This window comes from Halocynthiibacter sp. (genome assembly GCF_049608145.1).
Lineage (GTDB): Bacteria > Pseudomonadota > Alphaproteobacteria > Rhodobacterales > Rhodobacteraceae > Halocynthiibacter.
Genome location: NZ_JBMYXF010000022.1, coordinates 1 through 13,025, shown reverse-complemented (window position 1 = coordinate 13,025; position 13,025 = coordinate 1). Strand labels below are relative to the sequence as shown.

General features: G+C 51.2%; 8 protein-coding genes. 4 read left to right on the top strand and 4 right to left on the bottom strand.

Features of this window, described 5'->3' with window-relative positions:
• Positions 1-490 precede the first annotated feature (490 nt).
• The 3 genes from ACPGUT_RS08570 to ACPGUT_RS08560 are packed head-to-tail and all read left to right on the top strand — an operon-like array spanning position 491 to position 8,925.
• Positions 491-5,569, top strand: a complete 5,079-nt coding sequence (locus tag ACPGUT_RS08570; protein WP_423990369.1) for an adenylate/guanylate cyclase domain-containing protein — start codon at positions 491-493, stop codon at positions 5,567-5,569.
• Between the two features lie 45 nt (positions 5,570-5,614).
• Positions 5,615-7,822 carry a lipoxygenase family protein gene (locus ACPGUT_RS08565; protein WP_423990367.1) on the top strand — a complete coding sequence of 736 codons (2,208 nt, stop codon included), beginning with the start codon at positions 5,615-5,617 and terminating at the stop codon, positions 7,820-7,822.
• Positions 7,819-8,925: a hypothetical protein gene (locus ACPGUT_RS08560; RefSeq protein WP_423990365.1), complete on the top strand. Its 1,107-nt coding sequence runs from the start codon at positions 7,819-7,821 to the stop codon at positions 8,923-8,925. The genes ACPGUT_RS08565 and ACPGUT_RS08560 overlap by 4 nt, the downstream gene beginning before the upstream one ends.
• A 65-nt stretch (positions 8,926-8,990) precedes the next feature.
• On the opposite strand, the gene ACPGUT_RS08555 is transcribed toward ACPGUT_RS08560, so the two are convergent.
• From ACPGUT_RS08555 to ACPGUT_RS08540, 4 genes are all read right to left on the bottom strand, one after another.
• The gene (locus ACPGUT_RS08555; protein ID WP_423990363.1) at positions 8,991-9,584 is read right to left on the bottom strand and encodes a GcrA family cell cycle regulator; all 594 of its coding nucleotides are present in this window, start codon (positions 9,582-9,584) and stop codon (positions 8,991-8,993) included.
• Positions 9,585-9,725: 141 nt separating this feature from the next.
• Entirely contained in the window at positions 9,726-10,616 is an 891-nt protein-coding gene (locus ACPGUT_RS08550) for a DMT family transporter (RefSeq protein ID WP_423990361.1), read from the bottom strand.
• 132 nt (positions 10,617-10,748) lie between these two features.
• Positions 10,749-11,579 (bottom strand): class I SAM-dependent methyltransferase, encoded by an 831-nt coding sequence (locus ACPGUT_RS08545; protein WP_423990359.1) that lies wholly within the window; start codon positions 11,577-11,579, stop codon positions 10,749-10,751.
• Positions 11,580-11,678: 99 nt separating this feature from the next.
• On the bottom strand, positions 11,679-12,470 hold the full coding sequence (locus tag ACPGUT_RS08540; protein ID WP_423990357.1) for an ATP-grasp domain-containing protein: 792 nt from the start codon (positions 12,468-12,470) through the stop codon (positions 11,679-11,681).
• A 371-nt stretch (positions 12,471-12,841) separates the two neighbouring features.
• On the opposite strand from ACPGUT_RS08540, the gene ACPGUT_RS08535 reads away from it, so the two are divergent.
• Positions 12,842-13,025, top strand: a 184-nt coding sequence (locus tag ACPGUT_RS08535; RefSeq protein ID WP_423990355.1) for an aminotransferase class III-fold pyridoxal phosphate-dependent enzyme, incomplete at its 3' end; no start/stop codon positions are given.

Below are 13,025 nucleotides of genomic sequence, written 5' to 3'. Positions count from 1 at the left end.
GTGCAGGTCTCGCCGATCAGAACTTTCACCGAAAGTCAGACCGTCCCCGGATTTTACGTCTGATACGAAGACTTAGCCGTATCAAACTCCAGGTTTCAGAGCGTCACTATTGCCAAAATTGCATCGCGCCCTGGGAAATCAGTAGTCGCGGATTACAGCTGCTGTCACCGGGCATAATAATCGCCGCGTGTGTATCACCTTCTGCTTTCCACAGATCCCAGACCTGTCTTAAAATATTTACCGCAATCGATAGCTGCAAACTGTGTCCTGCCGCACAGAGCGGGAAAGTTTTTCAAAAAATCTGTCACGAGGCGCTGAACATAGATGTTCTCGCAAGGAACGAACCATGTTCAGGTAATGTCCATCACGGCGGCATCAACGCTTGATTGTATTTTCAGAATTTTCTTGACGAAACACAGTCCCCACCACACCCTGAACAGGCATTTATGTGCGGAATGACAATACCTTGTCGGTTCCGGGGGGAGCATTTGTGAAAGACTGTATTGTATATCAAAGCCAGAAGTCGAAGGTTTTCCAGCGCGTGGACAACCAAGGGCGCGCCTATGCAGTTAAAGTCCTGAACTTCGAATTCCCACGCCCTTCGGACATTGATAAATTCCTGAATGAATTTGAGATATTGAAACTTCTCGCAGCGACCGGCGCACGCCAGGCCGTGCAAAAAACACGGGAAAATGGGCGACACGTTCTGATTCTTGACTGGATCGAAGGGCAGCCTCTTAAGAAAGTATTCCAAGGTAAATCGGGGAATATTGCAGATATACTGTATCTCGCGATTTCAATTGCCGAAGCCTTGGCCCAGGTGCATGAAAACCAGATCATCCACCAGGATATTTCCCCGCACAACATTATTGTAGATCTGCAGGCCCGCCACGCGTCACTGATTGATTTCGGCAATGCGACACGTCTTGGTTATCGCAGACCTTATTCCAGTGATCTTGCCAAAATTGACAGCCCCCTTGCCTATATTTCGCCGGAACAGACCGGTCGTATGAACCGCCAGATTGATCATCGTTCTGATTTATACTCTTTTGGTGTGACGCTATATGAAATGCTTGCTGGTGAAGTCCCTTTCAACAACCCGGACCCGCTGGAACTGATACATTCACATCTTGCCCGCATTCCCCCACCACTTGCCCGACATAACCCAGATGTGCCGCCTGGGCTGTCAGGCGTTGTAAATCGTCTTTTGGCGAAGAATGCCGATGATAGGTATCAGTCTGCCCGGGGTGTTCTGTATGATCTTAAGCGGTGTCTGAACTCATGGGAAAGGCAGGGTTTTACCACGCGGGTTTTTCCCCTGGGAAGCCAGGATTATACCGGGGCATTCCACCTGCCCCAAAAGCTTTATGGCCGCGAAGATGACCTGCGCCAAATGGTGTCTGCCTTTCAAGATTGCGCTGCGGGACATCAAAGGCTTTTGCTGGTCGGCGGACAATCTGGCACCGGGAAAACCACGCTGGTGCACGAGCTTCACAAACCTGTCACCCATAGGAAAGGGGATTTCTGCAGTGGCAAGTTTGACCAGAACCATCGTGCCACGCCTTATTTTGCTGTTTTTCAGGCCTTCCGTGAACTTTTGGATATGCGGCTGGCACTTAGTGAAACCCAACTGAACACCTTGCGTTGCGATCTGCTGAAATCTCTTGGGGATGAGGCCGGGGTGCTGGTTGATGTATTGCCAAAGCTTGAACATATCATTGGTCCACAACCTGACGTACCCGCACTGGGGGGCGCAGAAGCACAAAATCGTTTTCACTATGTTTTCCGCAAGTTCGCCCGGGCTTTATGCAGCGCTGAACATCCAGTTGTTCTGTTTATTGACGATCTGCAATGGGCTGACTCTGCATCACTTGAACTGTTGAAAAACCTGCTCTCTGATCCTGACATTAAGCATCTGCTGACCATCTGCGCATATCGCGAAAACGAGGTGGATCTGACGCATCCCTTTATGCGCATGATCGACGAACTGGACACACTTGGCCAACACGCAGAAAAAATAGACATCGGCCCATTGTCGCAACAAAACCTGGCATCCCTGCTGTCTGATGCGCTTCATGCGGATGCTGCGCATGTCACACCCCTGGCCAAGCTGGTACACGGAAAAACCGGGGGCAATGCTTTTTTTGCCACCTCGTTTATTCAGTCTCTCGCGAAAGACGGTCTGTTAAGATTTGATCGTGTAACATCGCGTTGGCATTGGCAGATCGACGAGATTGCACAGAAAAACATCGCGGACAATGTTGTGTCACTGATGGTTGGGAAGCTACAGAAATTGGACGGGGATGCCCTTCAGTTTCTGAAAACAGCAGCCTGTATTGGCAACCGCTTTGATCTGTTGGTTTTGGGGCAGATCGCTGAATGTGACAGACAAGTTGTGATTACGGCCCTGCAACCCGCCCTTGCGGAAGGTCTTATCATTGGCCTTGGGCAGGATCAGTTCAAATTCAGCCATGACCGCGTGCAGCAGGCTGTTACATCTTTAATTTCAAAAGACGCGTTGGAACAAACCCACCTGCGTGCCGGGCGCAATCTTCAGGCAACGGATCATGGAACGCAAATCTTTGATGTCGCCAATCACCTGAACGCGGCCAGAAATCTGATCCATGGGGACGATGCAATTGATCTTGCGCGTCTGAACCTAGAAGCCGGGCAGCAGGCCCATCATAACGCTGCCTTTCCGACCTCTCTTGAGTATTTCACAACCGGGATATCACTGCTGAACGGCACATCCGCCCCCTGGGACGCGCAGTATCAGCTTTGCCTGGATCTGCACAAAGGCGCGACAGAGGCTGCATATCTTAGCGGTGATTTCAATCAGATGCATATCTGGTTTCAGGAAATTCTTTCCAGATCTGACAGCATTCTTGAAAAACTGAAACCATATGAAATTCGCATTCTCGCGTATAAAGCTGAGAACAATTTTGATGCCGCGATTGATACCGGGCTTGAACTGCTTGCGGCCCTTGATGAACAGTTCCCAGAGACCCCGCATATGGGGCATGTTTTTCGTGATCTGATCAAAACGGATCTGGCCCTGCGCCGCTATAGCGATGCGGATCTGATGGATCTGCCCCTGATGACCGATCCCCGAAAACAGGCGGCGATGCGGATTATGGCGGACATCATGTCATCCGTTTACTGGGGGCGTCCAAAACTTGTGCCCATTCTTGCATTCCGCATGGTGCAACTGACATTGCGTTATGGGAACCACCCTGTTTCGTGTTTTGCCTTTGGGTCGTACGGGGTGTTGATGTGTGGCGTTCTTGGGGCAATGCGCCGGGGTAATCGTTTTGGGCAACTTGCCTTGGATTTGCTGGACAAGCTTGATGCCAAAGAATGGAAGGCGCAGATTTATGTCACGGCCTATACGCTTATTTTTCACTGGAACCGCCACGTGCGCACCACACAGCGCCCCCTTCAGCAGTCTTTTCAGATTGGCATGGAAACCGGCGCCGTGGAATTTGCCTGTGTAAATACGAATATTTATTGTATCCAGGCCTTTCTGTGTGGCGTGCCGCTGGATCAAATTGTGCGGGAAACCGAAGCCTATAGCGCGCAGTATCTGCAATTGGGGCAGGAAACGAATTACAACTACAACCAAGTTTTCCATCAGGCGATGCTGAACCTCAAGGGGCATTCTGATGATCCGCTGAAACTAACGGGAACAGTGTATAACGAAGACGAAATGCTGGCGCAGAACACGGATCGCAGTGATAAAACCGGCACGTTTTTCATCCATTTCAACAAGCTGGTGCTTGCCACATTTTTTCGCCAGTTTCATGAGGGCAAGAAACACGCGGCCAAAGCACGTGATTTACTGGATGCCGTTCTTGCCAAATTTGAAATCCCAAACCACCATTTCTATGAAGCGCTGACACTGATTGCCCTTGCAGGAAATGCGACCGGGACAAAAAGATGGCATCTGATCCGGAAAGCCCGCCGGGACATCGCCAAGTTAAAACGCTGGGGCAGGTCTGCGCCGGAAAACTATCGACATAAATACGATCTCTGCCGCGCGGAACTGGCCCGCATTCGGGGACATAAGAACACCGCACGACTGGCTTATGATCGTGCTATTTCTGGTGCGACAACCTATGAATTTCTGCACGAACAAGCCCTGGCCTGCGAACTGGCTGGACGTTTCTACGTAGAAGAAAACAACAGTATTCTGGCCGAATTTCACCTTAAAGCAGCATATAACACCTATCGCGAATGGGGGGCTTCAGCGAAGCTTGCGCAACTTGCGGCCAGCTTTCCAAAATACCTTTCAAGGGATGATACCACCCGGCAAGCTATGCCAACACATGCCGCATCAATCATGGATGTCCCCGCCCTGGACATCGCGACGATCCTGAAAGCATCTACCAGTATTTCACGCGAAGTTGCACCGGCCAGCCTGCTGCGTGTTCTCATGAAAATTGTTCTGGAAAACGCCGGGGCCCAACGTGGATTTTTTCTGATGGAAAACCAGGGCGTGCTGAAAGTTCAAGCCCACGGTGAAGATAGCGGAGAGGTGATCCATGTTCTGCAAGACCTGCCGCTTGAACAATGTGACACCCTGTCGGTTCCCTTGGTACAATTCGTGCATCGCACAAGCGAACCTGTCATCATTTCCGACGCCGAACATGATACACGCGTGCCCCGGTCTGACACCCATATGCCCAGATCCGTTCTATGTATTCCGATCCTAAACAAGGGCGATCGTGTTGGTGTGCTTTACCTTGAAAACAATGTCACCAGTGATGCATTCACCCGGGAACGCGTGGATCTTTTGTCGCTTTTGTCTGGGCAAATCGCTGTTTCAATCGACAATGCTATGTTGCACCAAAAGCTAGAACAGAAGGTGCGTGAACGTACGGCAGAATTGGCGCAGGAGAAGCAAAAATCAGATGAGCTTTTGTTGAATATTTTGCCTGCTGAAACCGCAGATGAGTTGAAACAAACCGGGCACGCAAAGGCCCGATCTTATGAAAATGTAACGGTCATTTTTACCGATTTTCAGGGATTTACCGAACATTCATCCCATCTCAGCCCGGATGATCTGGTGCAGGAAATCAATGTCTGTTTTCGGGCATTTGATGAGATTTGTGAAACGCATAAGATCGAGAAAATCAAAACCATCGGCGATGCATTTATGGCCGTTGGCGGGCTGCCTGTTCCCAACTCGACCCACGCTGAAGATGCCATGAAAGCCGCGCTTAAAATGCGTGATTTCATTGCGCAACGTAACGCTGCCGGGAATGGTGCGGGGCTGGGGCTGCGTATCGGGATCCACAGTGGTCCGGTTGTTGCTGGCATCGTCGGATCAAAGAAATTTCAATACGATATCTGGGGAGATACGGTAAACGTTGCTGCGCGCATGGAAACGGCTGGGGAGCCTGGGAAAATCAACATTTCACGCACCACCCGCGACCTGATTGCGGAAAAATTTCACTGTGTCAGCCGCGGGAAAATCGCCGTGAAGGGCAAAGGGCCAGTCCAGATGTATCTGGCAGATCGTCTTCCATCCACCAACACACCGATATCTGAAGATAAAATGCAGGTTTGACCTGTCCCTAATCTATTTTCTTGAAACAATTTGAGGCCAATTTTTATGACGTCTGACACCAAGGAACCGAACATTCATTCCCATAAGCACACCGAAGGGGAAATCTGTAAAATTGTTGAACGCTGTAAACATGAAACCCGCATTGAATACTCGGATCAGGGCGGTTTCTTTAAGCCGCATCTATGTGGGATCAATCATCTTGAAGTCGGGAAATCCAAGGTCATCTCAAGCCCTCTCACGATCCTGATTGAATGGGGGTATCTGCAGATCGTGCGGCTTGGCAATGCATATCGCCGCCTGACTGCTTGGCTGTTTCCACGCCATGACAAGATTTGGTGTGATCGCACCGACAGCCATCTGACCGGATGTATGGTTTATGCAAGCAAACGGGGCGATGGCGCGCCTGTGCATCATCTGCATCTGGAATTCTGGGCACGAACTTGGTGGGGAAGCTGGCGCAAGTTAAGCAGCGGAAGAACCGGAAAGGACGGGCAATATCGGCTGGGGTTTGATCTTCGCCAGGCAAGAGCCCTTCCCGTGCGCAAGCTTTACTTTGAAATCCACAACACAACCCGCGTCTATTTTCAGGAAAGCGAACCCCATCTTCATTTCGATCTGTGGCAACGTAGGGCGCTGTCCAAATATAACATGATTGGGATGGACTATAATCTACACACGATGGAACTGGATTTCTGGACCTATCGGACAGATGCCGTGACACCCCGTGCCAACGTCAGCGAAAGTGGTGATAAACCCGAAGAATACACCCAGGGGCGCGTGGATGCGCTGATGTCACAACTTATCCCGATCGAGCTGACCAAGATTGGGCATCTTGAACAGATTGAAATGGCACCTGGCACTTTAACCATCCCGCAAATTCAGGCGGATTACCCCAAGAACCTGACCACCCGTATCGAAGAGGAAATCCCCGGCCACACGCGTGGCGATGATTGGTTCGGTCAACGTATGATGAATGGTATGAACCGCGGATGTTTTCAACCTGACCCTGATCGCGAGGGCCATTATTGGATCCGTTATTTTGGCAAGGCTTGGTATCCCGGCAATGACATTTACGCCCTGCCGGATGCGGAAATCTGTTTTACACTCAAGGAAAACGGTTTTCCAAAGCCTGTTGAAATTCATCTGACCGGTAAGCTTAGCTGTTTTGACAAAGATCCCTGGAAGAAACGCGTTTATACCCCCGCCGACGAACCCAACTGGACCTATGCCAAACGTGTCGCCCGTGTCTCTGGGGCTTTCAATACTGAGGTCGAAGAACATTTTGCAGGCACGCATCTGAATGCTGAACAATTTGCCATTCCCTGTTATCGCAACCTGAAACTAAATCCTGTGGCGGCCCTTTTAATGCCGCATCTGAAGGAAGTTTCCCTGATCAACCACGTCGCAGATAAGACGCTGATCGGTGGATATATCCAATCCGCAACTGCCTTGAACAAGGATGGGCTGAACCAGCGCACACGTGATGTCATGGGCATGCAAGATTGGAAAGGCTGGCACCCCATGCAAAGCCTCAGTTCTGCCCATTGCTGTGCGCGTGCGGAAAATCTGTTCTGGGAGGTCACCGGGAAATTCGTTGATCAGTTCTTTGAAATCCGCGCGGAAGAAATCAAAGAGCATTGGTACGAAATTTTCCGGTTCTCTGAAGATCTGGTCAATCATGCGGTGCCTGTGGCCTTTAGCGCGCCGCAGGATGCCCCGCCCAAAGGAAAGGAATGGAAAGCCCTAGCGGAACGCCGTTTTGATTATTACTGCCAACAATATTGTTTTGATCCGACCCTGAAACGCCCGGTGGTGAATGGCGAAACACGTGCGATTTCCCGGATCACATCGGCGGATAATTATGCGGATGCCGGCCCGGGCGACATGCAGAACCTGAAAGACGCCTGCCGTTATATCATCATGATCGCGACCTATATGCACACTTGGATCAACGAACTTCAGTATGATGATTTGGGTGAAGTTTTGTACAGCTGTGGCGGGTTGCGGTTTGGCGAAAAACCCGAGGGGATTATGGCCCCGGAAGATGATTATGATATTGCCCCCGATCTGGAACGCAGCACCCAGATGTTATGGTTTACGAACCTTCTGTCGCGGACAGAATACGGCTTTATTACCAAAAATGAGGAAAATGACATCAACCCGCTGTTTGCCCGGTTGCTTGAAGAAAAGCGTGAAGAGTTCAAAGACCTTGGCGTTGATATTGATGCGATTGAATCGAGGACAAACATATGAAGAAGCCTTATAAAAAAACGTTCCCCGGTGTTTTTGTCTATTGGACGCGTCGGATTGGCGATTATCTGTTGCTTTGGGTGCTAGCCCGGCTTTTAGGCCTGTCTCTTGCGCTGTTTCTAAGCTTTCCCTTTCGCAAACGCATGAGCCATGACAACGGCATTGCCGCGACCGGCAAGCTGCGCATTGTCAGCCAGCCTGATTTTCCAGCCCATGCGTTTTTTGCGCCCGGACGGGAATTCCCCCTGCGCATTCGCCATGGGTCAGCGACTTTCTTGGATGATGCTATGAACTGTATCCGCAGCATGGCGATCAAATTGGATGACACACGTTTCGAAAGCCCTTTCGATTTGGAAATGAACACGGGGGAAACCAGCCTGTTCTGGTCCGCTGCCAGTTTTATGAAATTTGCCCGGTTGCGTGGCGAAAAATATGGTGTCGAATATCGTGACTATAACCGGCAGTATCCTGATGGGCTTGAGGCCTCTAAACGCGCCGGACGCAGACATGCCACATCCTTTTCCAACCTGCATTATTACTGCAAGACGCCTTTCTTGTTTGAGGGAGATGACGGATTAAAACGCTATGCAAAATATCGGGTTATCCCGGCCGATGGCACCCCGCAATCCGGTGTCGAAGAGGAACTGTGCAGTTGGGATCAATGCAATCAGCGTGTCTTGCCCTTTGAAACCCGCGGGCGGAATTTTCTTAAATACGAATATGAAGATCGTATTCAGAAAAACGGCGCCTGTTACCTGCTTCAGATCCAGCTACATCCCGCGTCAGAAGATGAAGATCCCGAAGTGTTCAACAATATGGTTGTCTGGGACGAAGATGTTTATCCATGGAAAGATCTGGCCATCATGACGATTGATCAGACATTAGATTGGGAAGAAAGTACATTAACGGCCTTTTCTGTGAATAACATGCCTGACACCCTTGGCGTTCTTCCAGCGCGATCGATCTATGATTACAATTCCCTGAACTATCTGCGTGCCCACGCAGAGATTGCCCGCAAGGCGCGCCTGCTGTCTTACAAGGTCTTTGGTATGGTGCCGCCGATCCCGGACAATAAGAACCGTAATATTTCAGACTGGGGCAAATAAGAAACCCGGCAACAGATTATCTCTGTTGCCGGGCTGTTTTCAAAAACCTGCAGTGTCAGCGCGGATCAGCGGCGACGGTCACGACGGCTGGTCATCGGCTGGAATGCAACGCCAACATGGGCTTCGCAATAGGGTTTGCCGGTTTGTGTTCCCAGGCCACAGAACCAGAATTCATCTGTTGCTGGGTCACCGATAGGCCATTTGCAGGTGCGTTCTGTCAGTTCCATCAGGGACAGTTTCTTTGCGCCTTTTTCAACTTCACGCACAGACGCCAAGGCTTCTGGGCTGATCTCATTTGCAGAAGGCTGCGGCGGCAGAGGCTGGCCCGCAGGAATGATTGCTTTGCGTCCGCCAGGCTGCACAACACGTGCAGGCACGGCACTGGTGGTGCCGGGCACTTCTTTAGCGGGTTCCGCAGCTTTGGGCTTTGCCGCAGCTTTGGGTGCGGCTGTGCGTGCCTTTGCGGCGGGTTTTGCAGCGGCCTCTTTCTTAGGGGCGGCTTTTGTGGTGCTTGCACGGTTAGACAGGCCAAGGCGATGCACCTTGCCGATGACTGCGTTACGGGTCACACCGCCAAGTTCCTTTGCGATGACAGAAGCCGACTGGCCTTCGCCCCACATTTTCTTAAGTACTTCGACGCGCTCGTCAGTCCAGGACATGCAGTCTTCCTTTATCATCGCGTGTATTGCGGGGCCTGATGTGCACCGTGGAATCGGCACAGCCTCAGGGGCCGCAGGAATTAGTGATCGCTTATTTTAGCGCGCTGGCTGGCGGATACAAGGACTCGGGGTGAAATTATATCACACTGCCTTTGCCCGCATTTCCCGAAAGAACAGGAAAAGCACGCCGGATAGAATAATGGCAGCCCCCAAAAGGCTGATCCGATCCGGTACGGCACCAAAGGCAAAATAATCCATAACGGTCGCAAAAGGCAGCGACGACAGGGAAACGGAAATCACAAAACTGGCTTCGGCACGGCGCATCGACTGGATAAAACAGGCCTGCGCACAAATCATCGTAGCGCCCAGCGCTGCCATAAGAGCCCATTCACCGGGCGCGGGCGCCGACCAGACAAAAAAGGCAGCACAGCTGGCGATGCACAGGCCGATGCCATTGTTGGTCAGAAGAATTTGCAACGGTTCCTGGCGGCCACTGAGGCGTTTGATCAGAATAACTTCGAAGCCAGTGATCACGGCAGAGGCCAGGGCAAACAGCGCGGCAGGTTGAAAGCTAGCCGCAGATGGGCGCAGCAGAATCAACGCACCACAAAAAGCAATCATTGCCGCCAGCCAGCGCCAGGGCCCCACACGTTCCCTCAACAAGGGGATCGCGAAGATCATAGCGAAAACCGGGTTTAGAAAATTAATCGCCTGGGCATCCGGCAATGGGATCCAGATCAGGGCGGTGAAGGCCAGGGTAATACCCGTCCAGCCTGCGGTGGTACGCGCGATGTGCAAAGGAAGTTCCAGCGGCCCGAACTTTGGCCGCAACACAGTTACCGTCAGAGCGATAGTTAAGAACGCAAAGGCAAACCGCCCGAAACTGATCTGAAAAACATGCAATCCATTGCCATCGGGTGCGAACACGCCCTGCCCAAGGGTCTTGGCCAGGATGCTTGTGCCGGCCAACAGGAAAGACGCCAACAGCATAAACAGAACAGAGGCAAGTTGCGGAGAGATACGGGAAGGCATGCAAGAACTTTCATCAAGTGTTCCTGTTTTGTATCCATCACATCCTGAAACACAAGGCCCGTTACAGGCGATCTGCAAAATTTCCTGACATGAATGGCGATGGGAATGGTTACAGGTTCATGGAACCTACACTTAGGCCTTGCGCGCAATAATCTGAACCGGGGCAATCGCACCGCTTTGTACATTTGCGTGCATATTGCCCAACTTATCTTTGGCATTGGTTCCCATCAGAATGTGCAACCCCAACGGTGGCGGGCCTTCTGTCTGAATGCGGGTTTTGATGCGTTCAAAAAACGTCAGGGCCAGATCTGCTTTTGAAACAGGCGGATCCACTTCGAACCCCGCAGCCTGCAACAAATCCGTGTATTTTTCAGGGGTGGCGAGGAAGGATGTGTCTTCAGTCTCAGCCCAGGCAACCGGATATTGTATGGATCCGCTGTTCAGTTGCATCACATCATAAATTGCAAAACACCCACCGGGCCGCAGGGCCCTATACGCATGACGAAAGACAGCAGGCTTGTCTTCAATGTTCATGCCTACATGCAGCATAGTCGCATGGGTAAAGCTTTCTGGGTTAAACGGCATATCAGTAGCGCTGGCCGTCTGTAGGGTGATCTGCCCCGCAAGCCCAAGCGCTTCATTCAAGACCGAGCCGGTTTTAATATATTCCTCTGTCAGGTCAACGCCGGTCACCTGTGCCCCATGGGCGCTGGCGATGTAACGTGCTGTCCCCCCGAGACCGCAGCCGATATCCAGCACATGGCTTTCGCTGTTCAGATCCATGGCTTCTGCCAGCGCGGTTGTAGCGACACGTCCACCCATATGAAATTCGTCAATCGCGGCGAGCACTTCAATGATTTCCGCCGGCGTTCCGGCTTTCAATGCCGTCAGCCCGGCTTGCACGGCCTCAAGAAGATTGCCATGCGTGTAATGCGTGCTGACTTTTGCTTCTGTTTCGGACATCTCGGCCCCCCCCGATTGCATTCCGCCATCTCGTATAACACATTTGGGATGATTTATCGAACCGGCGCTACAACATTTTTACACGCCAACATTTACGTCTCAGCACTGATCTGAATTGATACCATCGATCGCTTTGGCCAGTTTCACCAGATCTGCTTCATAAAAACCGGCGGCATTCATACAGTTGGTTTCCAACATGCGCAGCCCATCTGCCGTTCTACAAACATCAATAACATAGGCTAGGGCGTAGCCGGGATTGGCATCTACCAGCATCTGCGCAAACTCTAGGGCATCGGCGTCAATTTCATGGCGATATATCACCCGTGCCCCGTCTTTATACAAAGACCAGGTGATGATCTTTCCTTCCACCGCCCAAAGCCGCCATTCCTGAAGAATATGCGCAGGCTGCGTCAGCATCAGTTCCGTATCATGACGCAATGATCCAATTGGAATTTCATCTTTTTCTAGGGTCAGGACACGTTTTGCCAATGCGATAATCTCATTGGAAGACCGAACCCCTCCTGGAATCTCCTTATTGTCCTCGATGGGTCGTATAAACCAAAGGCGATCATTATCTTGCAGTTTTTCAGGAATATCGGACAACTGAACGAAAACCGCATCCGCACCATTCAGCATATATGCCTTCCATGCCTCTTCCTGCACAAATGGGGATACCCTAAAGATACCAGGTGTCATGGAGTGTCGCGCCGCATATTTCCACAAAGCATAAGAACCGAACATGACCGTGTTGCTGGCATGGTTGAGATCTGGTTCGGGAATAAGGTCACCAACAAAGGGAATAACTTTATGCCAGCTATAGCGGATGCCCAGATGATCCAGGGCGCGCGCGAGTTTGTGATTATCTTCGAAGTCTTGGAGTAGCCACTGCATCACATCTCAACTTTCACATATTTACCCATGGCGATTTGCTAACAAGTAAGACGCGGGACCACAATATGGATCAAACCTAGTCTCTAGCTTTGTTCCTCTATTGCAATCGCTCATTGAAATATGATCTTGCATCCGCCCTTTCTGCCCGCTACTGAAATCCTATGAACGCAATGAATATCTCATCCGTCCTCCGACGACGCTGATTTAACCGGGCCGCTGGCCCTAGGGTTTTCCTGTGAAAACCTGCTTCATCTGCGCAAAATGCGCGCAACCCCCTTAAACATCTCTGAATAAAATTGACATGGCCCCCGGGGTTTGGCAGCAATTGCTTTTCGCAGCCTCAAACCGGACCATCTGAAAGAGGAAACATCATGATCCCCTCCGTTTTGCCGACCTATGCACGTGCACCGCTGTCCTTTGTAAAGGGCGAAGGCTCTTGGCTGATTGAGGCAGATGGCCGACGTTTTCTTGATCTGGGCGCTGGCATTGCCGTAAATGCGCTGGGGCATGCCAACCCCGCGCTTGTCGAAGCCCTGACCGATCAGGCGCAAACGC